Here is a 26,103-nt window from a genome sequence, read left to right as displayed (position 1 = left end):
CATAAAGGTCTGGCCGGACCGTCACAAATCGTCTCTATGCGCATCATATTGATGATTTGAGAGGTCCGGCCATGACTGCCTTTTCGACCCGAGTACTAAAGATTTCGGCCTGCGCCGCTGCCCTCGTGGCTCTGGCGGCCTGTGGCCAAGGTTCCGGCGCTGCTGGAAACCAAAAAGCCCGCGAAGGCATCTGGGCCGCGGGTTCTTCCACTGTTTTCCCGTTCGTGACCCGCGTGGCCGAAAACTACGGCCGCAACAATGCCGCAGGCGCACAGCCGCGCGTTGAGGCTCTGGGCACCGGCGGTGGCATTCAAGCCTTCTGCGCCGGTATCGGCCCCTCGACCCCCGACATTGCCAATGCTTCGCGCCAGATGAAGCAGAGCGAGTTCGACCGTTGTGTCGAAAACGGCGTCACCGACATCATCGAACTGAAGATCGGCTATGACGGTATCGTGGTCGCCACGGCCCGTACCGGTTCTTCGTTCAACCTGCGTCTGGAAGACCTGTATCTGGGTCTGGCCAAGCAGGTTCCGGGTGCGGACGGCCAGTTCGTCGCCAACCCGAATACCCAATGGGATCAGGTGAACCCGAACCTGCCGGCGCAGCGCATTCAGGTCTATGGCCCGCCGCCCACCTCGGGTACGCGTGATGCCTTCCTCGAACTGGGTATGGCCCCGGGCGGCGAGAAGGTTCCGGCTGTGGCCGCGCTGAAGGATGACAAGGAGCGCTTTGAAGGTCTGACCCACACCCTGCGTGAAGACAATCTGTGGATCGACTCCGGCGAGAACGACAACGCTATCGTCCAGACGCTGACCCGCACGCCGGGTTCGCTGGGCGTGTTCGGCTTCTCCTTCCTCGAGCAGAACATGGACACGGTGAAGGCCGAGACCATCGACGGCATCGCGCCCTCGATCGAAGCCATCGCCGACGGGTCCTATCCGCTGGCCCGCTCGCTCTACATCTATGTGAAGAAGGCCCACGTGGGCGTCATTCCGGGCCTGCAAGAGTTTGTGCAGGAGTTCATGTCGGATGGTGCTGCCGGTCGCGGCGGCTATCTGCAAGACCGTGGTCTGGTGCCGCTGAAGGCCGAAGAACTGGCTGCCGAGCGTGAGAAGATCACGGCTCTGACGGTCATGTCGCGTCCGAACTAATCCGCGCGGCAAAAGCCTCCTAAAATGCGAACGCCCCGAAGAGTGATCTTCGGGGCGTTTTCATTTGTTATTTGTCGATCAGGCGGCCTGTTTGCGGCGCAGGCGCGCGATGCGGCGCAAGCGACGCCAGAAGCGACCACGCTGAGGCTCCGGATAGGGCTGCAGGTTTTCCACGAACTGTTCAGCCGAGGCGCGCCAGCTGAACTTTTCGGCATAGGCGCGCACGTTTTTGCGGTCGATCTCCAGACACTCCAGGCAAGAGGTACGCAAATCGTCACCGATCACGCCCGCGCCAGAGTTCGGAATGATGTCGATCGGGCCGTGGGCCGGATAGGCCGCCACCGGCGTGCCAGTCGCCATGGCCTCCAGAATCACCAGACCAAAGGTGTCAGTCCAGCTCGGGAAAACAAAGACATCGGCGTCGGCAAAACATCGCGCCAGTTCCTCGCCGAACTTGGCTCCAAGGAATTTGGCCTCGGGATATTTGTCTTGCAGCTCGGCGCGGGCCGGACCGTCACCGACAATGATCTTGGTGCCGGGCAGGTCGGTTTCGAGGAAGGCCTCGATGTTCTTTTCGACAGCGACGCGGCCCACGTTCAGGAAGAAGGGGCGGGGCCAGTCCTTGCCACCCAGCTCATCGAAGATCGGTTTGAGATCGGGATGGAAAAGCTCGGTGTCCACACCGCGCGTCCAAGGCGACACATTGCGGAAGCCATGTTCGGTCAGCTCGTCCCGCAGCGTAGGCGTGGCCACCATGAGGCGACCTGACGGCTTGTGGAACCACTTCATATAGGCGTAGCCGACCTGAACCGGGATCGGGAAACGCGCCGAGACATACTCAGGGAATTTGGTGTGGTAGCTGGTCGTGAACGGCAGCTTCCATTCAATGCAGATGCGGCGCGTGGCAATGCCGAGCGGCCCTTCTGTCGAAATGTGCACGGCGTCAGGCTCGAACGCGCGCAGGCGCTCGCGAATCTCTTCCTCGGCCCCGAGGGCCAGACGGATTTCAGGATAGGTCGGACAGGGGATGGTCTTGAACTGGCTCGGTTCAATCACCTCGACCTCATGCCCCATGGCGCGACATTCGGCCACGGTGCGGGTCAGGGTGCGGACGACGCCGTTCACTTGGGGTTCCCAAGCGTCAGTGACCAGAACGATACGCATGAAGTCGATTGGGCCTTCCAGCCGTTTCGCAAAGTCGGAAAGTTTTAGCCCTTATGTATGACGAAGGCGAGACCAGTTCGACATTCCTTCGATAAGCAAAAAGTGAGTCACCGTCATGTGCGAGCAGTAAGGCGCGTCACGCTGAAGGAATAACGGTTGTTACTGCGTAATATCAAAGGACATTCAGGGTGCTTGTGCATATAGCCGAAAATTCACAGGAGTGGATTCATGAAGCCGAGCGATCTGCGTCATTGGGACGAACTGGACCGCAATAAGTTCCGCGATGAGCGCGAGACCGTGGCCGAACTGCTGGCCCGCACCCCGCTGGACGCCTCCGAGCGCGCGGTTGTACTGGCCGAAGCGACGGAGCTGGTTGAGCACGCGCGAAAGAGCCAGATAAAGCAGGGGGTTGTCGAAAGCTTCCTGCAGGAGTTTTCGCTGGGATCGCGTGAAGGTCTGGCGTTGATGACGCTGGCCGAGGCACTGCTGCGTACGCCCGATTCGGCCACCCGCGACCGTCTGATTTCCGAAAAGATCGGTTCTGCCGATTGGGCCAGCCACATCGGCAAGTCCGATAGCTCGCTGGTCAACGTCTCCAGCTTTGGCCTGATGATCGCGGGTAAACTGGTCGAGCCGGACGAGGAGATGAAGCGCGATCTGCCGACCGTGCTGAAAGGCATCGCCGCCCGTCTGGGCGAGCCGGTGATCCGTCAGGCTGTCGGCACGGCCGTCAAGATCATGGGCGAGCAGTTCGTGGTTGGTCGTACCATCGAGAGCGCCCTGAAGCGTTCCGACAAGGAAGGCTGGCTGTGCAGCTTCGACATGCTGGGCGAGGGGGCTCGCACTGTCGCCGACGCCGAGCGCTATGAAAAAATCTACGCCGACGCCATCGAGGCCGTGGGCAAGACCGCTACGGGCCAAGGGCCCGAGGCGGGCCACGGCGTGTCGGTCAAGCTGTCGGCCCTGTCGCCGCGCTATCAGTCGGTTCAGGAAGACCGCGTTTGGGAAGAGCTGTACCCGCGCATCCTGCGTCTGGCCCAAATCGCGGCCAAGCACGACATCAACTACACCATCGACGCCGAAGAGGCCGACCGTCTGGCCCTGTCGCTGATGCTGCTGGAGCGTCTGTGCACCGAGCCGTCGCTGGGTGACTGGAAGGGTCTGGGCCTCGCCGTTCAGGCCTATCAAAAGCGCACGACCGAGACGATCCAGTCGCTGATCGAGCTGTCCAAGCGCACGGGCCGTCGCCTGATGGTGCGTCTGGTGAAGGGTGCCTATTGGGATACCGAGATCAAGCTGGCGCAGGTCAATGGCCGCACGGATTATCCGGTGTTCACCACCAAGCCCGCGACCGATCTGAACTATCTGGTCTGCGCGCGCATGATGATCGAGGCCGCGCCGCACATCTATTGCCAGTTCGCGACGCACAATGCCCATACCCTCGCTGCCGTGCGCCGCATGGCCCGCGACCGCAATGTGGTGATCGAGCACCAGCGACTGCACGGCATGGGCGAGGCTCTGTACGACGCCGCCGCAGGTCTGTGGTCGGACGAGAAGATGATCGTCCGCGCCTATGCGCCGGTGGGTGGCCACGAAGAGCTGCTGCCCTATCTGGTGCGCCGTCTGCTGGAGAACGGTGCCAACTCCTCCTTCGTCCACGCCCTGTTGGACGAGCGCGTTCCGGCGGCCGATGTCGCCGCTGATCCTATCACTGCCGTCGAGGCCCAGCCCGACCGCCATCCGAAGATCCCTGTGCCCATGAATATCTACGGTGACCGCAAAAACTCCCTCGGCCGCGACTATTCGACCGCCGAAGCCCGCGACGCCCACGCCGCGGCTGTAAAGGCTCTGGACGCCGAAACCCTCGTGGCGGGCCCGATCATTGGCGGCAAGCTTACCGAGGGTGTGGAAGCCCGCGACGTCACCAACCCGTACGATCGCGCACAGGTCGTGGGTCGTACCTCGGACGCCACGCCGGAACAGGTGGATCAGGCCGTCAAGAAGGCTGCCGAAGCTCAGGTCGCTTGGGACAAGCAACTGGGTGCCGGTCGCGCGCCGATCCTGCGTGCTATGGCCGATGCGCTGGAAGGCAATATGGACCGTCTGGTGGCCCTGCTGTCGCGTGAGGCGGGCAAGACCCTGAACGACGGTGTGGCCGAGGTGCGCGAAGCGGCCGACTTCTGCCGCTACTACGCCATGCTGGCCGAGAAGGACTTTGGCGGTCGCGAGACCCTGACGGGCCCGACCGGCGAGATCAACCAACTGGTCCTGCATGGCCGTGGCGTGTTCGCTGCCATCAGCCCGTGGAACTTCCCGCTGGCCATCTTTACCGGCCAGATCGTGGCGGCTCTGGCTGCCGGTAACGGCGTGGTCGCCAAGCCGGCTGAACAGACCCCGCTGATTGCGGCTGAAGCCGTGCGCCTGTTCTATAAGGCTGGCCTGAACCCCGACCTGCTGGCTCTGGTTCCGGGCCGTGGCGAGACCGTGGGCGCGGCTCTGACCTCCCACCCGATGATCGACGGCGTGGCCTTCACCGGCGGCACCGATACCGCCAACGCCATCAACCGTGGCCTGGCGAACCGCAATGGTCCGATCATCCCCTTCATCGCCGAAACCGGCGGTCTGAACGGCATGTTTGTGGACACCACGGCGCTGAAGGAACAGGTGATCGACGACGTGATCCTGTCGGCCTTTGGTTCGGCCGGTCAGCGTTGCTCGGCCCTGCGTATCCTCTATGTTCCCAACGACGCCGCCGACGCCCTGATTGCGGGCCTGAAGGGCGCACTGGACGTACAGGTCATGGGTGATCCGATCGATCCGAAGACCGACATCGGTCCGGTGATCGATGCTGAAAGCCGCGAAAACCTCGAAAAGCACGTCGCGCGTCTGGAAACCGAAGCCAAAATCATCGCCCGTGGCAACCTGCCTGCCGATGCCTCGAAGGGTGACCTGTTCGCGCCGGTGATCGCCGAGATCCCGACCCCGGACTTCCTCGAGCGCGAAGTGTTCGGCCCGATCCTGCACGTCTATCGCTATGATCCGAAGAACCTGAAGGACGTCGCTTCCAAACTGGCCGCCCGTGGCTTCGGCCTGACGCTGGGCGTCCACAGCCGCATCGACGCCTTTGCCGAAGAAGTGATGGCACTGGTTCCGGCGGGCAATGTCTACGTTAACCGCTCGATCATCGGCGCTGTCGTCGGCGTCCAGCCGTTCGGCGGCGAAGGCCTCTCCGGCACCGGCCCCAAGGCCGGTGGCCCCAACAGCCTGATCCGCTACGCCGCTGAAAAGGCCATCAGCATCAACATCGCCGCCAAGGGCGGCGACCCGGCATTGCTGAATCTTTAGAAGATCGTGCTATTGAAGGAGGGGCTCAAAGTCAGTAGGCCGAACGCTATTTCTCTCTCAATCTAAATTCTAAGGAGCCTGAAGGTGCAGATATGGAAACAATCTCTTATCCCAATCGGCTCCCAGATCCGCCGACAATGCAGAATTATCGGCAGCCTTATGATGCGAGAGATGAGCACTAGGTTTGGGCGCGAAGGTCTCGGATTTGCTTGGCTGGTTGTAGAGCCGTTAGTGTTCTGCTTTGGAGTCTTGGCACTATGGACGGCCATGAAGCCTGAGTACGAACACGGTATTCGTATCTCGGCCTTTATGATGACAGGATATATGTGCCTATTGTTGCTTAGGCACATTGTCCAGTATAGCAGCTCGGCGTTGCAAGCGAATATAGGCTTGATGCACCATAGAGCCATTAAGCCGCTTCATATTTTTGCTTCACGCATCTTGTTGGAAATAGCCGGTACGTCTTTTGCTTTTGTAATTGCTTACTTTTCGCTTTACTTGGCCCAGCAAATAAATCTTCCCAGCGACCTGATTCTTGTTTACGCTGGGTGGATGCTTCTGGCGTTCTTAGGTCAAGGATTTGCTTTAACCTTAGCTGGTTTGTCGATGCGCTTCGATCTTCTGGAGCGTATTGTTGGACTGTTGATGTACGTTCTCGTGCCTGTATCGGGAGCGTTCTTCATGGTGTCTTGGCTTCCGCCCGCGGTTCAGGAGGTGGTTTTACTGATACCATTTCCACACGCTGTCGAATTGTTGCGAGCGGGCGTGTTTGGTGAATTCGTAGAAACTCACTATGACGTTGGGTATGCCCTAATGTGGGGGGGGATCCTGAACATAGCCGGACTGTTGCTTATCTCAATCTCGCGCGATCGCATTGATGTAGAATAGGCGTATGGAGACCACATCGCATGTCCGAATTCGATAGAGATAATGTCAACTTGCAATCCCTGAATTCTTCCCCCCGTAGTGCACGCATGCTATCTAAGCCTCTCTTGGCATTCTATGGCGTGGTGGCTGTACCAACGCTCGTTGCTGGAGTGTATTTATATGGGGTGGCGACACCACAATATGTATCTGAAGCTCGGTTCGTGGTGCGACAACCCAACCAGAATCCTACCGGCGTGTTGGCCGGGACGTTGTCCGGTATTGGCATAGGAGGGGGAAATTCTGATACGTTCGTTGTGCACGAATACTTACGCTCTCATGAAGCGGTAGAGGCACTTGCCAAGGAAGTCGATCTTCCGCAGATCATCGGCGCAAAGTCCGCCCTAGACGTCTTTTCGCGATATCCTCGCCCATGGGAGACGAAAAATACTGAAACCTTGAACAAGGCTTATCGTCGACATGTGGTTGTGGGATATGATTCAACAACGAGCGTGACGACGTTGAGAGTGGCTGCTTTTAACCGAAACGCCGCGCACCTGGTCGCCGAAAAATTACTGGAGCTCGCTGAAGAAAAGGTAAATGCGTTAAACGAACGCTCAGCCGCCAATGCACTGAAAGACGCTGAACAGATGTTGGAGTCGGCGGAACAAAGTCTAACTGGCGCACAAAATGAGCTTTCAAAATTTAGAAACAATCAAAATCTAGTAGATCCGCGAGTGACGCTGGAAGAAGCCAGCCGACTCATCTCTACGCTTGAACAGCAAGTGTCCCTTCTCAAGGCGGAACGTCGCCAGTTGGCCAGCGGCGCTCCTGATAGTCCGCTATTATCTCAGCTGGATGTAAAGATCCGGGCATTCGAGCAGCAAATCGCCCAAGAGCGGCGCGAGCTTAGTGGCTCGACAAGTTCGCTTGCCGCTAAGGTTGGTGAATATCAATCGCTTATCCTCAAGCAGGAACTAGCTGATCGCTTCTTATCTCAAGCGAAAGCGGCGCAAATATCTGCCATTCAGGAACAACGTCGGCAAAATCTTTATGTTGAGCGCGTGGTCGACCCGTCCAAGCCAGATGTTGCGACGGAGCCAAGGCGCCTGAAGCGCCTTCTTACAGTTTTGTTGAGTGCGTTAATGATCTACGGCTTGGGTTGGCTGGTTTGGGCGGGCGTGAGAGAACATCATCAGGCATGATCGTGATGGACAGCGCATCAGGACTAGTTGTGAGGGATGTAGAGAAAACCTACCCCACACGTGCAAAGCCGATCCTTAGCAATGTAAATTTTAGTCTGCCTTATGGTGAGCGGCTGGCGTTACTTGGTCGGAATGGTCAAGGAAAGTCTACGCTTATCAAGCTACTAGGCGGGGTGTTGAAGCCTAGTTCTGGCGAAATCTCATGGCGCATGACGTCATCTTGGCCCATTGGTTTTGGTGGGGGATTTCAAGGCAGTTTGTCAGGCATTGATAATATAAAGTTCATTTCGCGTATTTATGATCGCAACTATGACGAAGTTCTCGAAAGTGTTGAGAGTTTTGCAGAGCTAGGGAGTGCACTTAAACGTCCCGTAAAGCATTATTCTTCGGGAATGCGCGCACGTCTCGCCTTTGGTCTTTCGTTAACGATCGAATTCGATTGCTATTTGATAGACGAGCTAGTTGCAGTCGGAGATGCAAGGTTCCAGAGGAAGTGCGAAGAAGAGCTTTTCAATAAGAGAAAAAATAGATCCTACATTATGGCATCTCATGACCTGCATCTTATTTCTTCCCACTGCAAGCAGGCATTAATCATTGAGTCCGGTATGGCGAAGATGTTTCATGATGTTGAAGAGGCTATTGATGTGTATTCGTGGTTGAGGTCCAGGTAGTGAGAAATTTATATTTTGTTTATTTAGGCTCGAGGTATGACGAGGACTGGCGGTGGTCCGTAAGTCATCATTATAGACAAAAGGGATATAGTATTGTTAATAGTGTCGCCTCTAATGATGGGGCGGCGCAGCCAGTTGTTTTCAATCTTTACCTCAATGAAGTTGGGAATATTCCAGCAGATGCAACCGTCTACCTGTTTTGCACTAATGAAGTACTGCTGAGTTCTTCTGCTGTTAGTTCGCTGGGGAATGATATCGATTCCAGACTCTCTTTGATAGCGGCATTTGTGGCGGATGCTGCCAATATGGGATGGTCAACGATCGATGCGACTGATCATGCCCATGAGCTTCCGTACGTGGGAACAATCTCTCGTGGCTCCAACGGCGATAGCGACGCCTCCATCGTCGCCAATATTAGTGGAAGGATCCGCGCTTATTCCGACTACCTCGATCAGTCCAAAATCGTTTGGGACTGGGACCAGCTCCAAGTCATTGGCGGCGCCATTCATGGGTTAGACTTGAACATAGACCTAACCGGTCGCGCCAGAGTGTTGGTGTACGGTCCATACGTCGCTATTCCTAGCGGGGTGTGGCGTTGTACCGTTCCGCTGGCAACAGCTGTGGTTGGTGCTAACCCCAAAGTATCATTTGAATGGGGGGCAAGTGAACATTTTACCACGTTGGACCTCGAGGCCATCGCAAATCAGCCTCAAGTCGCGGTAATTGAGCATGAATTTCAATTCCCACAAATCGCAGAACTGAGGGTTCTCTTGATGGAACCCGTGTTTCACGCAACTCTTTCCGCTCAAAGACCGATACTTACAAGGGTGCCCCGCTAACCATTGAGCGCTAGAATTCTGTTAAGTGTCGAACGTTCGTAGCTCTCGCTAGTGGCTAAATGCCAAGCGATCTTCGTCAGGCGATCGAATTCGTTAAGAGAAAAACGACCTCCGTCTAGATTGAGCGTGGTTTTATCCCAATCTTTGCTGCCCATTTCGATTGAACTCGCGACATCTCGAATAGAGCTGTAAAGTGAGTTTACATCAGGTGGGCAGGTGATCCCCAATCCTCCATTCGCATACGATAGGTTCGAGCCCTTATAGGTAATTGGCACGCAACCACTGTGGATTGCTTCCTGGATGGTCATCCCGAAGCCTTCGTGAAGCGACGTCGATACCAGAATTTGCGCTTCACCTAGCATCTTAAATAGCAATAAATCTGAAACGTCATTAAATAAAGTGACCCTATCACCAAGATTGCCTTTACTAATGCTGGTTTTAATGACTTTAAGATAGTTTTCATCACAAGTTGATCGATTGAAAATAATACGTAGATTAAAATCTACTTTATCATTAGCCAACATTTCGGCGACACGAATTAAATCTATAATATTTTTTGATGCTGCCATGCGGCCGATGGCTATCATATTGAGCGGATTACGAGATTTACCGGCCAGTTTGCAATGGCTATTTACCCGAACAGGGGGAGGTATAACATTTATGTCTGGACCGATTACGCCGAGATCTCTTAAAGACTGCGAATTGGTATGACTGTCACACCAAATCTCATCGGCCTGAGAAAATAGACGAACCTGCTGTAAGTAAATATTCCAATCTTTTTGATTATAGGAGATGCCTGTGGCATCAGGTGGGGTCACGTTGTGGTAGTTAACTATCTTCTTTTTGTCGTTACCTTTTAAAATAAAGGCATCGAACAAAGGGCTGGCATGCCCGTAATGATAGATCGCGATGTCAGCTTCATGGAAATCGGCATTAAATATCAGGTCTACCGGGCTGTAGATGCCTTGATAATCAAAGCTGTATCCCCTTTTGCTCAGAAGTACGGATTTAACTCCGGCTGTAGAGGTATAAAACTTATGAGCCGATGTTATTATATGTCCGATTGCATCTCGGGGAATGATCGACGGAGATACGGTAACAATTTTAACCATTATTATCGTTCTTCAGTTCAGATTTTAAATCTTCTAAACGCTGTTCTAGTTGGTCCACCTTTGACTTTAGTGTCTGATAATGGACAGTGGCCTCAATAAAAGTGGGCAAATAGGCGTTCCAGGATGCGTAAAGCTGTTCGACGCGTATATCGTCAAACTGCACCTTGGCTGCTGGGACTGAACCCGCAACTGGCACTGTTCTGCGAAAACGCCGAGTGAGGCGTGCGATACGCTTTTTTAAAGTAAGGCTCAACGTTATGATCCGTAAGAAAAGGCAAGCTGGATGGATCGCCTTGGCTTGATCCAAGGCATACTTGCAGGCATCATAGATTGACTGCAACCTGAGTAGAAGCCCTTTCTCCCCGATTCCCTGAGCGCTCGACCGATCTTTATTCACTGCGATCTGTGGTCGGGCGATAACTTAATTGACGAGTTACATATAATGACCACCAAGACGGCGCTCATCACTGGCATCACTGGGCAGGACGGTGCCTACCTTGCTAAATTTCTGCTTGGCAAGGGATACAACGTTGTCGGCGTTTCGCGCCGGTCGAGCCATTCGGAATTGACTTCTCACCGCTTGAAGTGGTTGGGGATCGAAAACGATATCACGCTGGTTGATGGCGATCTTTTAGATCTTGGCGGGCTTTGCCGTATTGTCCGCACGTATAAGCCTGATGAGTGCTATAACCTAGCAGCCCAATCGTTTGTAGCGGCATCTTGGACGCAACCTTCGCTCACCACGGCTGTCACTGCGGGTGGTGTGGTGAATGTTCTAGAAGCCCTCAGGCTCGAATGCCCCAGCGCTAAGTTTTATCAAGCGTCTTCGTCTGAAATGTATGGCTTGATCCAAGAAGGCATGCAAAGCGAAAAGACCCCGTTTTATCCGAGGTCGCCTTACGCGGTTGCTAAATTGGCGGGGCATTGGATGACAGTGAACTACCGCGAGAGTTTTGGGATGTTCGCCTGTTCCGGCATCCTGTTTAATCACGAGTCCCCTCTGCGTGGTCTCGAGTTTGTCACTCGTAAAGTCACTGATGCCGTAGCTCGAATTAAGCTGGGCCTTCAGGATGAGCTTGCCTTGGGCAATATCGACGCAACCCGTGACTGGGGACATGCAAAGGACTACGTCGAAGCGATGTGGCGCATGCTGCAGCATGATGTGCCTGATGATTACGTCGTAGCAACTGGTCGCACTGTCAGTGTACGCGACATGGTTAAGGTTGCCTTTGACCATGTTGGATTGAACTATGAAGATCACCTTCGCATCGATCCAAAGTACTATCGACCAGCTGAAGTTGACGTGCTCCTGGGTAATCCTGCGAAGGCTGAAAGAGTTCTCGGCTGGAAAGCCAAGACGACGATGGAAGAAATGATTCGTGAAATGGTCGACGCGGATCTCGCTCGTCTGAAATAAGTTAGTACCGGAGGCCCTAGCGTGGCGCAAAAAATAGCACTTATCGGGGCCTCCGGCTTTGTCGGAGGAAGACTTTTACAACGTCTTAAAGAGGTCGAAGGCTTTGAGATCGTCTGTATGGGACGATCTCCTGTGCCTGGGTTCGCACACGCTTTTTTAGACCTTAAGAGTCCAGACACGATTGCCCCCGCTTTTGCGCAGGTGCGCCCGTCATTTGTATTTCAGTTGGCAGCCCAGTCTTCTGTTGTCGGTGCGAACTCAGACAAAATGGACAGCTGGAAAGTGAATGCTGAAGCTAATGCAGCGATTGCGTCCGCAATGTCTACGTACGTACCTGAGTGCGGCATTCTCTATACGAGTTCTTCAGAAGTGTACGGAGAGGCGTTCAATTCAGGTGAAGTAAACGAAGATACCTGTCCGAAGCCTCTCTCTACCTATGCATGTTCCAAGCTTGCCGGCGAACTTGCCTATCGGGCACTTCTTACCCCTCAAAATCAGCTAATTGTCGTACGTCCGTCAAACCACTCAGGGCTAGGGCAAAGCACTAATTTTGTATTGCCGTCATTCGCATCTCAGGTGGCCAATGAGACGCAAGTTCGAGTTGGAAATATTGAGGTCAAACGTGACTTTTTGCATGTTGAAGATGTCGTATCGGCCTACATGCATATTTTTGCGGCTAGAGCCAACATCGGTCAGCGTGAATGTTATAATGTATCTTCCGGCAGTGCGGTCAGTCTCTCAGAAGTGCTTGCTAGCTTGGTAGAGATGGCAGGAGGTAATGTGAGTGTCGAAGTGGACCCCAAACGATATAGGGCCACTGATGTCGAAGAGACCAAAATTTGTGCTCAGAGGCTTGCGAAAGCAGTGGGATGGAAGCCAAAGCACTCACTCGAGTTCTTACTTAAAGAGTTAATCTCGGGTCATTCCCTGCGTAAGGGAGGGGAATAGTCGAATGATTAGTGCTATCCGACGTTTAGGCCGTAGAGCGGATAGGCTCGGCCATGACTCTCTAATCGTTATTGAGAAGCTAGATGCCATGGCCTCGAAGCTTGCAGATATCGAAAATGCCATGCGGGGGGAAGACGCGGGTGGTGTGAGCGATGTTCTGGACCTAGGGCTTTCCTCAAGTTCCATGATCATTGCGAGTAAAATAAAAGCCAATCTAGCTTTGAGTTGCGGACGTAAATAATACGAATGCGTATTTTGATAGACCTACAAGCATGTCAGACGCCTGGAAGTAAAAATCGAGGTATCGGGCGCTATACTTTAGAAATTACAAAGGAAATCGCGCGCCAGTCAGCGGGCATTCATGATGTTCATATACTGCTTAACGGATCACTTATTGATTGTGATTACGACATCAGGGATGAATTGATCGGCCTTGTGAAGCCTGAAAACTTTCACGTTTTTAACGTACTCTCCCCATGCCGATCTGATCGTGACGAACTTGATATGAACTACTACGCTTCCTGCGTTTCCAGAGAAGCAGTGATCGAGCGAGTTGCCCCCGATATTTTCCACATCGGAAGCCTGTTTGAAGGCTTTCACGAAGATGCTGTCACAGACGTACCGTATTCTAATGGACAATACATTACTTCTGTCACTCTTTATGATCTTATCCCTTACATCCTAAAGGACATCTACCTAAAGTCTCCTTCGATGAAGGCGTGGTATTTTCGTAGATTAAAGCAATTATCCCGCGCAGACCTTATACTGTCTATTTCTGACTCGAGTAAGCAGGAAGCGGTAAACTACTTAGGATACGATCCCGAAAGGATTGTAAATGCTTCATGCGCAATTGATCCTGATTTTACTAATGGAGATGCTTCCATAAAGTCGCCTACTCGGGTGCTTCAAAAGTTCGGAATCGAAGATGGTCAATACGTCATGTATACGGGCGGAATTGACTATCGTAAGAATATTGAAGGCTTGATCCATGGCTATTCGCTCCTTCCGGATAATGTGAGGCGCAAACACCGTCTGGTTATTGTTTGTGCGATTTCGCCGGATGCGCGTGTAAAGCTTGAGCGCCTGGTCAGGAAATTGGGCTTGTCTCCAAATGAAGTGATATTCACTGGGTACGTGCCATCCGATGTACTCGTATGTCTCTACAAGAACGCGTCTCTATTCGTTTTTCCGTCTTTGCATGAAGGATTCGGGTTGCCGGTTCTGGAGGCAATGACTTGCGGTGTTACGACTATCGGAGCCCGTAACAGCAGCATTCCTGAAGTCCTTGGAGACGACAGGGCGACTTTTGATAGTTCCGATCCGCAATGCATACGCGATTCCATCCACCGTGCGCTGACCGACAAAGCTTTCGCTAAGTCGTTGCGAGCGCACGCTACGAAGCAAGTTCAAAAGTTTTCATGGGTGGAATCGGCGAGGATTGCGCTGGCGGCTATGCAAAGCGCCTATTTGAACCGGCTCAGCAGCAGTGCACACACTGTTTATAAATCCCCTAACCGGCCGAAGCTGGCACTGATTACACCCGTGCCTCCGCTTCAGTCGGGCATCGCGGACTATGCGGCAGAGCTTTGTCCTGAGCTCAGCAGTTTCTACGACGTAGATGTCGTCACAGATCAGCCCGAAATCAAATCTGAGTGGATTGAGCTTAACTGTAACGTGGTCTCCGCGGCGGAATTCGCCGAGACTTACGATGTCGGTGGTTATGATCGGGTAGTTTACCAGTTCGGCAATTCCGAGTTCCATTCGCATATGGTTGAAATGTTGAAGGAACGGCCCGGCGTTGTTGTTATGCATGACTACTTTATGAGTGGAATGAAGTATTGGCGAAGCGTAAACTTGCCGAACAACTCGTTCGTCGAACAATGTATTGCGTCAGACGGGTATATTGCATGTAAGGAACTAGCAGATTTCGGTCCTTCGCATGGAATCATGCACTTTAAGTCTAACCGCGACGTTGTGGAGAATGCAGCAGGCATAATTGTACATTCAAATACAAATGTGAATGCGCTCGCTCACGATTACGGTTTGCGGGGAAAAAAATTAGTGCGGCACGTCCATCAAATACGTGCATTAGCGATCAGTAATCGAGATGAGAGTCGATCGAAGCTGGGCTTATCGGATAGCGATTTTCTGATTGTCAGTCTCGGCATTGTCGCTCCGACAAAATTGACAAAAGAACTAGTAGAAGCGTTCACTAAATCAAATCTCTCTAAGAGCAGCGTTTGCCATCTCGTTTTAGTAGGACGTGCGCCCGGCGAATACGGTGATCAAATCCGCGGTCTCATCGACAAATTCGATGGAAAGGCGTCGATCAAAATTACTGAGTTCGTCGAGCAGGATGCTTACGATGCATACGTCGCGGCTGCGGATCTAGCTGTTCAGCTTCGGACCAGTTCGAGAGGAGAAACATCTCGCGCAGTTCTGGACTGCATGTCTCAGGGTGTGCCGGTAATCGTGAATAAGCACGGCACTTTCGCCGAGCTGCTGCCGCACACGGTAGAGATGATCGATGATGAGTTTGAACTCGGGGCGTTGAGAGACGCCATTGACCTGTTGGCAGAGGATAATGATCGGCGCCTCGCACTCGGAAAGGCGGGTTTGGAGGCTGTTAGGCGTGATCACGCACCCGCGGCAGTCGGGCGAGCCTATTATGATGCCATAGAGCAGTTTACGTCACATCCCATGCATGGCTTGACGGCTGCGATGAAGGGACTGGCGGGCGCAAAATTTGATCAGCCGTCTCATGCTGAAGTGTCGCGACTGGCCCGCTTGTGGGACGATGCCTTTTGGTGGGGGGGAGGAGAGCGGTTCCTTGATGTCAGTGCGCTTTGTTCTGCGAAGCCAGGCGATGATATCGAACGCGGGCTAGCATGGGCTCATCAGTTACTGATGGATGCGGGGCGCGCTGGATCGAAGTTGGTGCCTGTCTACTTTGATGGGTTAGAGGGGGAGACCGTTCTGCGGGAGGCTGCTAATTGGATGCGAGCCCTAAACGGTAGTGAGCTTCTGCCCGCTGACCCAATCGTCAGCCGACTATCGAACGCTCACTTCTATGCTGTGGATTTCGGCATCCCGTCACGGGACGATATATCAGTCCGAAGCAAGGCGGAGCTGTTGAGGAAGCATAATGTTTCGTCTTTGGCGTTCTCTATCAGGTCGCACACGCCAAGCGTGTTTGGGTACCAGAATTTCGAAGAGATTGCATCCTTCGACCAATTCATCGAGTTCGTATTGTGGTGCCGGGCGGAATTGATTGCACCCTGTGTGGCGCAAGCTGATGAATACGCCGCGTGGATTGAGAACTCTAACCCTGGAAAGAGTGACATATCTGTTAGCGTTAAAGTGTTGTCTGGCGCTTCTAGGCTTCAGGATGAACCTGTATCCTGCTTGCTTCTGGATCCTGACTGCAAAACTGTTGAGCAGTTGTTTGGCAACGTAGAGGTAATTTCTAAGAATGTGCGAATCGAGATTGTAGCATTCGATAGCGACTCCGCGAGCCAAATCGGCTTGCTGGTAAAGCGATTTGCACGATCGGTTAGCGTACGGTTGTTTAGTTCATACGCTACACTGTGTGAGAAAACTGCCTCATTTGATGTAGTTATCAGCGATAATCTTGGGAAAAATGGCCTTGCACTAGTCTTGGGTAGCTTGAAGAGCGATGCGATATTCTTCTCTACTCCACAGGTGGAGCTTGGTGACGGCACCGCATTCTCAACGGCAGTCTTAAGACCGAGCGCGACAATTGAAGATGTTGTAAATCAGGTTGCGCTTCGTCGAAGACAATCCGAAAACGAGCCTCTAGATTTCGCAAGACTTGAAGCGTCTATGCAATCAATGACGACTACACGTCAGGCACACTCTCCAGCATCCGATTGGAGACTCCGCGTGGGCGGGTCCAGTTTCTGGCGGACAACTGGCGAGCAGATAGGGAACTATGCAAGGACAAATGGTGAGTCCGGCTACCTCGTCATAGGGCCTTATGGATATTACTCAGGGGGTAACTTCCGGCTTAGTATTGCTGGCTCAAGGTTGGCTCCGCTGAGCGAAGATTTTGAGGTGAGTGTCTCTCATTCGTCCGGGCAGAAGGTGGTGAAGACCTGGAGACGCGTTGACGTAGGACCCACATTAAATGGCTATCTTGTCAACGGCCTATCTTTTTACCTACCGCATTCAGTCGACGATTTGGAAATCAAAGTGCATGTAGGCCATGACGATGAGTGCATTGTTTCAGACGTACAAATTTGGCCTGTTGATTAAGAAGTCGTTTTGAATGAGGTTGCCGATCCAGCGGGAGATGGAAAGCAACGCCTCCAGATCATAGCCTGTCTCGAAGCCGCCGCGGTGGAGGGCGTAGACAAGGTCTTCGGTGGCAAGGTTGCCGGTAGCGCCGGGTGCAAACGGACAGCCGCCGATGCCGCCGACAGAGGCATCGAGTATGTCGACGCCGGCCTCGATACCGGCATAGGCGTTTGCCAGGCCTGTATTGCGGGTGTCGTGGAAATGCAGGCGCAGTTGGGCACCGGAGGCCACCTTGCGGGCGGCTTCGACCTTGCGGGTGACGCTCCACGGATCGGCCACGCCGATGGTGTCGGCCAGAGCGATTTCCTTGACGCCCAGCTCGGCCACGCGGCCCACCATATCGGTGACCTGATCGACACTGATCTCGCCGTCAAAGGGGCAGCCCCAGACGCATGACAGGGTCGCCGAAAGCGAAGGGGTGCCCTGATCGGCACCCTCGGCATTGGCGCGGCCCGCCACGATAGCGGACAGCATGTCGATCTGTTGGTCAGGCGTCAGGCCCTGATTTTTGACGCCAAAGCCGGTGCTGACGGAGAGGGAAACGTTCACCTCATCGACGCCGGTACCCAGCGCACGGTCATAACCCTTGCCGTTGAGCGCCAACCCGATCCTGCTGCGCCCTTGCTCGGCGGGCAAGGCAGCCATCACCTCTTCGGCACCGGCCATCTGCGGCACATATTTGGGGTGAACGAAGCTGACCGCCTCGATCCGGCGCGCACCGGCAGCCTCGAGCTTGCGCACAAACTCGGCGCGGATCTCCGGCGACAGGATGGCCTTTTCGTTTTGCAGGCCATCGCGCGGGCCCACTTCAACGATCTGGATAAAGCGACCGGTCATGGCTTCCTTTCAGCAAGGGCGCTGGACGGAACATAAACCGTCAAACGCACGTCATCGCCCTTGGAATAGTTGTGTCCGCGCACTTCGCCAACGGGGACAGCGTCCAGCGTGGCGGATTTCAGCACGGCTTTGAAGTTCTCGTCATCGCGCGATTCCACCACGGCCGGACGGCCCTCTGCAATGGCGCGGGCAGCCCCGCGCGCATCGGTCAACTGGGTCTCGCGACCGTTGAGGAAGACAAAGCTGGGTTCGTGGAAGGTGGTGATAGCAATGGGGCCGGGCAGGCGGCCTTGGGCCGGATGGACGCCCGCTTCCTGCATGACCTTGACGATCTGGGGCGAGACCGACAGCGGGCGCAGCTGGCGGATGGTGCCAGTCAGGCCCGCATGGGCGATAATGCCGAAGATCATGGCCGTAACCACCGCGGTCACGGCCGCACGGTTCACCAGCATAAAGCCGCCGATCAGACCCGCCATGGCGGCGCAAACGATGGTCAGCGTGGCCCATGTCTGGGCGGTAGAGCGACCAAACTCCGTCAGGCCATAGACCGTCAACAGGCCGATCATGACACCCACGACCAGACCCAAGCCTGCGCCGATCCAGCGCGATTTGGTGCCTATCGGACGCGTCAGGGCAATGGCCATCAACAGGGCAATCGCGCCGAAGGTCGGCAGGGTGTAGTGGGCCAGCTTGGTCGGTGCCAGTTCGAACACCAGCCACGATGGCAAGAGCCAGCAGACGGCAAACCGCACCACCGGTTCGGCGCGCTGTTTCCAGCCGGTCGACAGGGCCGCAGGCAGCAGCAGGGTGATCGGGAACAGCAGAATGGGCGCCAGCAGCAGATAGGTCCCCGGCGGTGAGCCATGGCTTTCGTGCGCACCCGCCAGTTTGGGCGCGAGATCGCCAAAGATGGCTTCGCGCCAAAAGCCGCCATCGGTGGCGATGGTGATCGCGATTGCCCACGGCCCGACAATCAGGGCCAGCAGCGGGATACCCCAGCCCCAACCCAGTTGGCCAAGCCAGCGAAGGTTGCGGTCCCAGATCGTCAGCGCCAGCACGGACAGCGCGATGACCATCAGACCGATCGGCCCCTTGATCAGAATCGACAGGCCGATACCCAGCCAGAACAGGGCCTTGTGCCAGCGTTCAGGCTTCGTGCCCGCGCGCGTGGCCAGATAGATACGCAACAGGGCGGCCATGGACAGGGTTGTCAGACCGCACAGCATGGCGTCGGTCTTGGCTATGCCCGCCTCGGTCGACAACAGGAAGGTGGCACCCAGCATCGCGCCTGCCAGAAAACCCGCCCGCGATCCGATAGCGGCAGATGCTCCCCACGCCAGCGCCCAAGCTGCCAGCATGGCCCCGACCAGAGACGGCAGGCGATAGGGGCGGATGTCACGCTCGGCGGGATCGGAAATGGCGCTGACGGCCAGGGCCTGCGCCCAATAGATGCCGATAGGCTTTTTCCAGCGGGGCTCGTCCTGAAACCGTATGTCGACATAGTTGTCGCTTTCCAGCATTTGCGCCGTCGCTTGAGCGAATCGGCTTTCGTCACGATCCAGCGGTGGCAGCAGCATCAGGCCCGGCAATCCCGCGATCAGCGTCAACAGGGCAGCCAACAACGGGCCGCGCCATCCGGCGATATAGCGATCCAGGTTCGGACGGTTCATGCCTTAGTCGTATCACGCCGATCCGGTGGGGCGAAAGCGGGGAAAGGCTAACCGCATGCTCGATGGCCAAAAGGATTGAACCGTTTCCCCTTATGCGACGATGGGTTACACCCGATTCCATGACCCTTAGCCGTGATGCAAACGCTTCGCCGTCGTCCGAGCCATTGTCGTCTTTGGACGTGTCTGTGGTGGTGCCGGTGCATGACGAGGCCGGAGCGGCGGTCACGCTGGCGCGCGAGATCAACAAAGCTTTCGACGGCTGGGCCTTCGAGATGATCTTCGTCAATGACGCGAGCCGGGACGATACCTTGGCGTTGCTGACAGCGGCCAAGTCCGAACTGCCACGTCTGCGGGTGCTCAGCCACGCCGTCAATGCGGGCCAGAGCCGCGCTGTGCGCACCGGCCTGCTGGCGGCGCGCGGCGGCATCATCGTGACTCTGGACGGAGACGGCCAAAACCCGCCGCATGAGGCACCGCGTCTGGCCAAGGCATTGATGGACGCTCCTGCCTCGGTGGGCTTGGTCGGTGGCCGACGGGTCAAGCGTCAGGACACAGCCGCCAAGCGTCAGGCCTCTTTATGGGCCAACCGTATTCGCAAACGCCTGCTGCATGATGATGCGGATGATACGGGCTGCGGACTTAAGGCGATCCGGCGCGACGTTTTCCTGCGGCTGCCGTACTTTGACCATTTCCACCGCTATCTGCCTGCGCTGGTGATGCGCGAAGGGTTCGAGAACCGCTATCTGGACGTGGACCATCGCCACCGCGAAAGCGGCCGTTCCAAATATACCAACTGGGGGCGCTTGCGGGCCTCGGTGTCGGACATTCTGGGCGTGATCTGGCTCAAGACCCGCGCGCGACAGCCGGGTCAGATCCGAGAGCTCTAGGTCTTAGCTAAAGGCCAGAAAAATGGTCGCCACGACCACAGTGTCGAACAGTCGCGCGCCAAGAGTGATCAGCGTGGTCATCACATGCTCCATCAGAACCTGTGACGCCCACGCAAATCCGGTGCCAGCGGCGTGGCGGGATCAGATCTCGGTCTTCTTTGTCACGCCCGGCGGGGGCCTGCGATCATGCGGGCCGGAGTATTCGCGGCTGAGATAGGTCGAGCGTGCGGCATCCAGCACCTGTGGCCCACCCTTCAGGCCGCGCTTCTTGCCCGGCTGACCCAGCAGCTGGGCGGCAAAGGCCGCCGGGGGCGGCGAGGCCGGGGCGGCAGGCTTTGCCGACACCACAGGCTCGGGCTCAGGCTCTATGTCGGTCGGCACCAAGGCCTTTGAGGGGCGTGACTGGCGCTGACGACGGCGCTCATTTTCGTGGTCGCCCAGACCTTCAAGACCGGAATAGTCGCCCGCTCCGCCGATAGGGGCTATCGGCGGCGGGGTCATGGAGCCTTGTTGCCGTCGCTGGCTTTGGCCAGACGGTCCAGCTGCTCGCGCATGGCATCCATCTGGCGACGCATCTCGGCCAGATCATCGCCCGAGGCCTTGGCCTCCTGAGGTGCGGCCGCGGGGGAAGCCTGCTCGGTCTTGCCCTGCGGATAGCCAAAGCCGGGGAACATCTTCATGGCGCGGTCGAACATGGCCATGTTCTGGCGCACGGCTTCTTCCATCACACCGCCCATCAGGCTGCCGTTCGGGCTCTGGGTAAAGGCACGCGCAAACTGCTGGCGCATCTGCTCTTGCTGACGCGAAAAAGCATCCAGCGACATTTCCAGATAGGACGGCAGAACGGCCTGCATATTGTCGCCGTAGAAGCCGATCAGCTGGCGCAGAAACTGTACGGGCAACAGGGCCTCGCCACGGTTTTCCTGCTCGAAGATAATCTGGGTGAGGATCTGACGGGTCAGATCATCATTGGACTTGGCATCATAGACCACAAAGTCCACGCCCTGACGGACCATCTGTGCCAGATCGTCCAGCGTCACATAGCTGCTGGTCGAAGTGTTATACAGACGCCGGTTGGCGTACTTTTTGATAACGACGGCACCCATGGCTTTTCCACCCTCTGACGTCTTGTCGGTCACGCTTGTTCTCGCGATGTTGCAACGCGCAACCATCCCGCATTGCGCGCGCGAAGGCGAGTCCACTTTTTCAAAGCTTTGTGACCGGGGCGAACCCTAGCCCAGCGACGGGGCCAGAACCACGCCAATCAGGATGGCCGCCCAGTGCATTCCGGCTCCGGCCACCACGAAACTGTGCCAGATGGCGCGGCGGAACTTCAGGGCGCGGTTGATGAAAAACAACACGCCAACCGTATAGGTCACCCCACCTGCGACCAGCAGGCCCAGCGCCACCGGCGACACACTGGCGATCATCGGCTTGATCGCGAATACGATCAGCCAGCCGAACAGCACATAGACGCCTGACCAGAACACATCCGACAGGCGCGGCACGAACATCTTGGCAAAGGCCCCGCCCAGACCGATCGTCCACACCAGAGCCGTGAACCAGATCGACAGATCGCCTTCAAACCGCTGGGTGGTGATCGGGGTATATGACCCGGCAATCATCAGGAAAATGAAAGCCTCGTCCAGACGGCGCAGGACGGGACGGGCCGCACAAGGATGGGTCTGGTTATAGATGGTCGAGGCGGTCAGCATGCCGATCAGGCACAGGCTGTACAGCAATGTCGCGGCCAGTGCGCCAATGCCCGAATAGATGCCCGCCAGCGTGGCCAGAACGCCCGCGCCAACCAGTGCCGCGATCAGACCGACCAGATGCACCCACAGGTCCGCCAGCTTTTCGGCGCGGGTGGCATAGTGTTCTTCCATGTCCATCGCGTCGGGCGTCGTCATCAGACGCAAAAGGCGTTTGAAGGGGGCCGGTTTGCCGGTCGTGTCGGTCATTGTCGGCAGCTCCTTTCCATGGGACGGGAGGGTAGGGGGCACTGATTACGCGCACCAAACACTCGACGCTTACAAGGGCCAGAAGATGTCGGACGCCAAATCGTTCCGCTAAAGCCTAACTTGCACCTCAAATGCTGCATGTGCGAAGAGGGAATAAATCCTCTGGGAGTGAATATTGTGAAAGACGTCGTCATCGTTTCTGCCGCCCGTACGCCGGTTGGCTCCTTCCTCGGCTCCCTGTCGTCGCTTCCGGCGTCGAAGCTCGGCGAGATCGCCATCAAGGGCGCTCTGGAGCGTGCCGGTGTCTCGGGCGACGAAGTGGACGAGGTTATCCTCGGTCAGGTGCTTCAAGCGGGTGCGGGCCAGGGTCCGGCTCGCCAAGCCTCGATCAATGCCGGTATCCGCAAGGAAGCCGCCGCGTGGTCGCTGAACCAGCTGTGCGGCTCGGGCCTGCGCGCTGTGGCTCTGGGCTATCAGCAAGTGGCGCAGGGCGATGCCAACATCGTCGTTGTCGGTGGTCAGGAATCCATGTCGCAGGCTCCGCACCTGCAGGTCCTGCGTAATGGTCACAAAATGGGTGCCGTCACCCTTGAGGACCACATGCTGCGCGACGGCCTGCTGGACGCCTTCCACGGCTATCACATGGGCCAGACCGCCGAGAATATCGTCGAGAAGTGGTCGCTGACCCGCGAAGAGCAGGACCAGTTCGCTGTCACCAGCCAGAATCGTGCCGAAGCTGCCCAAAAGGCCGGCAAGTTCGACGACGAGATCGTGCCGGTCACCGTGCCAAACCGTAAGGGGGATGTGGTTGTCGACAAGGACGAATACATCCGCCACGGCGCGACCCTGGAAGCCATGGCCAAGCTGCGTCCGGCTTTCAACAAGGAAGGCTCGGTCACGGCCGGTAATGCTTCTGGCATCAACGACGGTGCGGCTGCTCTGGTACTGATGAGCGCCGAGGAAGCCGCCAAGCGCGGTCTGGAGCCGCTGGCCCGTATCGCGTCGTGGGCGACCGCAGGCGTTGATCCGGCCATCATGGGCACCGGCCCGATTCCGGCCTCGACCCGCGCGCTGGAAAAGGCAGGCTGGAAGGTTGAAGACCTCGACCTGATCGAGTCGAACGAAGCCTTTGCCGCCCAGTCGCTGTGCGTGGTCAAGGAACTGAACCTCGATCCGGCCAAGGTGAACGTCAACGGCGGCGCTATCGCTATCGGTCACCCCGTCGGTGCCTCCGGTGCCCGTATCCTGACCACCCTGCTGTTCGAAATGAAGCGCTCGGGCGCCAAGAAGGGCCTCGCCACCTTGTGCGTCGGCGGCGGCATGGGCGTCGCCCTCTGCGTCGAACGCGCCTGAGCCTCGGGCTCGGTATAATAAGAAAGGCCGGTGGTTCATCCACCGGCCTTTTTGTTTTGGGCGCTTTAGAAACCGCGTCGCCCCTGGGCCATGAAGGCATAGCCGGGCTTGGCGTCGCGGCGGTGTTGTTCGTCGCGGATGGCGGTGGCGTCGATCTGGAAGTGCGAGCCATCGCGCAGGGTGTGCAGGCTGCGCACGGTCATGTCGATCTGGCGACCGGACGGGCGGGCCGAGAACTGGCGGCGCGAGAAGGTGACGGGGTCGAAATAGTCCAGCGGTACATCGGCCAACGTGGCTTCAAAGGTGCCGCGCTCGATGCGCAGGGGCTGGCTGACTTCCCACGTCAGGCTGCTGCATCCGGCCCACCACGTGCGGCATGCCGCCTGTAGGCCGAGGCGCCAGTTGGAACTGAGGGCAGCCTTGGACAGATGCAGGAAACGCCCGTCGATCTCGGTACGGCCCAGACCCACCTCGCCCATCAGGGTCAGCGTCTTGTTCAGTTGTACATCGCCGCCCACAGCGCTGAATCGGGTGATGGAAGGTAGGGCCAGATCGGATCCGGACGGCATGAAGGAGCCCAGCGGGCCCAACTTCTCGTCCAGACCGCCAAGGCTGAAGGACAGACCACCGGCACCCATACGCCAGTCCACACCCATGCGGGCATAGGTGGCGGCGTCCTGCTCGACGGGTTGCAGGGGCAGACGGCGGTCGCCGGTGCCGGTATCGGCGCTGACGACAAACTGGCCCAGTTCGCCGCCATTAAGGTGCAGGGCACCGCGCACGGCCTGATCGCTTTGCGCCAAGGCGGCGAAGCCATCGCCCGAGCCGGAACGGAAAGGCGAGCGCGCGCCGCCCAGCCCCTGCCACGCCGAGAAGGACAGGGTATCGCCGCGCACTTCAAACAAGGCCTCGCGGCGCTGTTCGGAACCCATCCATGGCGCATCATAAAGGCCATAGCGGGCGATGACCGGCTCCGGCTCTTGCGAGGGCAAAACAGCCGCCAGAGAAAGTGTGGTGCCGGCCGGCCCCTGGGCCACGACGGTGGACTGCATCATCGGGCGCGGCGTTTCCGGCTGGAAACTGCGGCGCGGGGCCATGCGATAGGCATCCCCCAGATTGATGCTGAACAGGCGCTGGTAATCGTCATAGGCAATGGTCGACAGGGCCGGTGTGGCGGCCAGTGCATCGCCGAACGGTCCGCCGACGTAGACGCCGGGAGGGACATCCAGCCCAATGGGTGTGGCCCCGTTAACAGAAGGGGTGGACGTGCTGCCCACGGGCTGGAACGCACGGGCGATATCCAGCTTGCCACGGCCCCAGACGATGTCGGTGCCGGCGTCACCCGCCTCGGTAGCGGTTTCCAGCAGGATTTTGACGATGTCGCTTGCGGCCAGATTGGGGAAGGCCTCTTTCATCAAGGCCATGGCGGCCGATACTGCGGGGGCCGCCAATGACGTGCCGCCCACAGACCAGCACGATGTGTCCTTGCAGTCGACGATCACGCCTTCGCCGGGTGCGCTCAGATAGTATTCGGCGCTGACACCGGCCCGATTTGAAAAGTCTGCCATGGTGCCGGATGGGTTATGCGCTCCGACCACGATAATGCCGCCGGCAAATCGGGGGTCCGTGGCATAGCGACCGGGCCATCCGGGATTGGCGTCTTCATCGTTGCCCGAGGCAATAGCGAAGATCGCGCCCCGGGAAATGGCGTTGGCCATGGCCGATTCAAAGGCTGTGCCCAGCCTTCCTTCGCCGCCTAGAGACAGATTGATGATCCGCGCACCATTGTTCACCGCATAGGTGATGGCGCGGGCGAGGTCGCTGCCTTTGAAGCAGACATCATCGTCAGGATCGGTGCAGTCGCTGACATCGGCGCGGATCGACAAAATCGTGGAGCTAAAGGCAATGCCGACCGTGCCAAAATTATTATAGGGCGCGGCAATCACGCTGGCGACGCGGGTGCCGTGACGGTCATCGCTTGCCAGCTCGTTGCGGCCCGCAATGATGTCGGTGGAGGCCGCCGAGACGTTGGCGGCCAGATCGGGGTGATCCTTTTCGATGCCGCTGTCGATCACCGCAACGGTGATGCCACGACCGGTCGCGCCTTCCTTCCATGCGGCATAGGCCTTGGTGTCGGTCACGCCCCAGTTGCGCGTGTACTCACGTGCCGACTCCGATGGAATGGAAGGCGGCGGGGGCGGAGGCGGGGGAGGAGGCGCTACAGGAGGCGGGGGGGGGGGGGGGGGGGGGAGACCCCCGCCGCCCCCCCCCCCCCCCCCCCCCCCCCCCGCCCGCGGGCCCCCCCCCCCCCCCCCCCCCCCCCCCCCGCCCCTCCGCGGGGGGGGCGGCCGCGGAGCGGCGC

At 57.1% G+C, this 26,103-nt stretch carries 19 protein-coding genes; 11 read left to right on the top strand and 8 right to left on the bottom strand.

Annotated elements, in window-relative coordinates; all coding sequences use genetic code 11:
* Positions 1-71 precede the first annotated feature (71 nt).
* Positions 72-1,151: a substrate-binding domain-containing protein gene (locus tag B3B04_RS05805; RefSeq protein WP_292040894.1), complete on the top strand. Its 1,080-nt coding sequence runs from the start codon at positions 72-74 to the stop codon at positions 1,149-1,151.
* Between the two features lie 78 nt (positions 1,152-1,229).
* Here the strand turns inward: B3B04_RS05805 and B3B04_RS05800 are convergent, their stop codons facing one another.
* On the bottom strand, positions 1,230-2,315 hold the full coding sequence (locus B3B04_RS05800; protein WP_292040892.1) for a glycosyltransferase family 4 protein: 1,086 nt from the start codon (positions 2,313-2,315) through the stop codon (positions 1,230-1,232).
* Positions 2,316-2,543: 228 nt separating this feature from the next.
* Here B3B04_RS05800 and putA point away from each other — a divergent pair, with 228 nt between their 5' ends.
* The 5 genes from putA to B3B04_RS05775 all read left to right on the top strand — a co-directional run bounded on the left by putA (position 2,544) and on the right by B3B04_RS05775 (position 9,239).
* Positions 2,544-5,660, top strand: coding sequence for a bifunctional proline dehydrogenase/L-glutamate gamma-semialdehyde dehydrogenase PutA (gene putA / locus B3B04_RS05795; protein WP_292040890.1), 3,117 nt, complete (start codon positions 2,544-2,546; stop codon positions 5,658-5,660).
* 84 nt (positions 5,661-5,744) lie between these two features.
* On the top strand, positions 5,745-6,548 hold the full coding sequence (locus B3B04_RS05790) for an ABC transporter permease (RefSeq protein ID WP_292040889.1): 804 nt from the start codon (positions 5,745-5,747) through the stop codon (positions 6,546-6,548).
* A gap of 20 nt (positions 6,549-6,568) precedes the next feature.
* Positions 6,569-7,729, top strand: a complete 1,161-nt coding sequence (locus B3B04_RS05785) for a chain-length determining protein (protein WP_292040888.1) — start codon at positions 6,569-6,571, stop codon at positions 7,727-7,729.
* Positions 7,726-8,400, top strand: a complete 675-nt coding sequence (locus B3B04_RS05780; protein WP_292040886.1) for an ABC transporter ATP-binding protein — start codon at positions 7,726-7,728, stop codon at positions 8,398-8,400. Before B3B04_RS05785 ends, B3B04_RS05780 begins: the two co-directional genes overlap by 4 nt.
* Positions 8,382-9,239 (top strand): hypothetical protein, encoded by an 858-nt coding sequence (locus B3B04_RS05775; RefSeq protein WP_292040885.1) that lies wholly within the window; start codon positions 8,382-8,384, stop codon positions 9,237-9,239. The genes B3B04_RS05780 and B3B04_RS05775 overlap by 19 nt, the downstream gene beginning before the upstream one ends.
* Here the strand turns inward: B3B04_RS05775 and B3B04_RS05770 are convergent.
* Complete coding sequence (locus B3B04_RS05770) at positions 9,236-10,351, bottom strand: glycosyltransferase (protein ID WP_292040883.1); 1,116 nt, start codon at positions 10,349-10,351, stop codon at positions 9,236-9,238. The two genes, B3B04_RS05775 and B3B04_RS05770, sit on opposite strands and share 4 nt — an antisense overlap.
* Before the next feature lie 442 nt (positions 10,352-10,793).
* Between B3B04_RS05770 and gmd the strand changes: the two genes are divergently transcribed.
* The 3 genes from gmd (at position 10,794) to B3B04_RS05755 (ending at position 16,991) form a co-directional block, all read left to right on the top strand.
* A complete protein-coding gene (gmd, locus tag B3B04_RS05765; protein ID WP_292040880.1) occupies positions 10,794-11,768 on the top strand; it encodes a GDP-mannose 4,6-dehydratase in 975 nt (324 codons plus the stop codon).
* Positions 11,769-11,789: 21 nt separating this feature from the next.
* Positions 11,790-12,716: an NAD-dependent epimerase/dehydratase family protein gene (locus B3B04_RS05760; RefSeq protein ID WP_292040877.1), complete on the top strand. Its 927-nt coding sequence runs from the start codon at positions 11,790-11,792 to the stop codon at positions 12,714-12,716.
* A 246-nt stretch (positions 12,717-12,962) separates the two neighbouring features.
* The gene (locus tag B3B04_RS05755; RefSeq protein ID WP_292040875.1) at positions 12,963-16,991 is read left to right on the top strand and encodes a glycosyltransferase; all 4,029 of its coding nucleotides are present in this window, start codon (positions 12,963-12,965) and stop codon (positions 16,989-16,991) included.
* On the opposite strand, the gene B3B04_RS05750 is transcribed toward B3B04_RS05755, so the two are convergent.
* Entirely contained in the window at positions 16,962-17,870 is a 909-nt protein-coding gene (locus tag B3B04_RS05750; RefSeq protein WP_292040873.1) for a hydroxymethylglutaryl-CoA lyase, read from the bottom strand. The two genes, B3B04_RS05755 and B3B04_RS05750, sit on opposite strands and share 30 nt — an antisense overlap.
* Positions 17,867-19,540, bottom strand: coding sequence for an ArnT family glycosyltransferase (locus tag B3B04_RS05745; protein WP_292040872.1), 1,674 nt, complete (start codon positions 19,538-19,540; stop codon positions 17,867-17,869). The genes B3B04_RS05750 and B3B04_RS05745 overlap by 4 nt, the downstream gene beginning before the upstream one ends.
* Positions 19,541-19,659: 119 nt before the next feature.
* Here B3B04_RS05745 and B3B04_RS05740 point away from each other — a divergent pair, with 119 nt between their 5' ends.
* Entirely contained in the window at positions 19,660-20,427 is a 768-nt protein-coding gene (locus tag B3B04_RS05740) for a glycosyltransferase family 2 protein (RefSeq protein WP_292040871.1), read from the top strand.
* Between the two features lie 141 nt (positions 20,428-20,568).
* Here B3B04_RS05740 and B3B04_RS05735 read toward each other — a convergent pair whose 3' ends face one another.
* The 3 genes from B3B04_RS05735 to trhA all read right to left on the bottom strand — a co-directional run bounded on the left by B3B04_RS05735 (position 20,569) and on the right by trhA (position 22,388).
* Complete coding sequence (locus tag B3B04_RS05735; protein WP_292040869.1) at positions 20,569-20,928, bottom strand: hypothetical protein; 360 nt, start codon at positions 20,926-20,928, stop codon at positions 20,569-20,571.
* The gene (phaR, locus tag B3B04_RS05730; protein ID WP_409516065.1) at positions 20,925-21,566 is read right to left on the bottom strand and encodes a polyhydroxyalkanoate synthesis repressor PhaR; all 642 of its coding nucleotides are present in this window, start codon (positions 21,564-21,566) and stop codon (positions 20,925-20,927) included. The genes B3B04_RS05735 and phaR overlap by 4 nt, the downstream gene beginning before the upstream one ends.
* A 93-nt stretch (positions 21,567-21,659) precedes the next feature.
* The gene (gene trhA, locus B3B04_RS05725) at positions 21,660-22,388 is read right to left on the bottom strand and encodes a PAQR family membrane homeostasis protein TrhA (RefSeq protein ID WP_292040867.1); all 729 of its coding nucleotides are present in this window, start codon (positions 22,386-22,388) and stop codon (positions 21,660-21,662) included.
* 177 nt (positions 22,389-22,565) lie between these two features.
* Here trhA and B3B04_RS05720 point away from each other — a divergent pair, with 177 nt between their 5' ends.
* Entirely contained in the window at positions 22,566-23,741 is a 1,176-nt protein-coding gene (locus tag B3B04_RS05720; RefSeq protein WP_292040865.1) for an acetyl-CoA C-acetyltransferase, read from the top strand.
* A gap of 65 nt (positions 23,742-23,806) precedes the next feature.
* Here the strand turns inward: B3B04_RS05720 and B3B04_RS05715 are convergent, their stop codons facing one another.
* A complete protein-coding gene (locus tag B3B04_RS05715) occupies positions 23,807-25,882 on the bottom strand; it encodes a S8 family peptidase (protein WP_292040864.1) in 2,076 nt (691 codons plus the stop codon).
* Positions 25,883-26,103 lie beyond the last annotated feature (221 nt).

It is taken from the genome of Brevundimonas sp. UBA5713, assembly GCF_002419815.1.
In the GTDB taxonomy this organism is placed as follows: domain Bacteria; phylum Pseudomonadota; class Alphaproteobacteria; order Caulobacterales; family Caulobacteraceae; genus Brevundimonas.
This window is presented reverse-complemented; position numbering and strand designations above follow the sequence as displayed.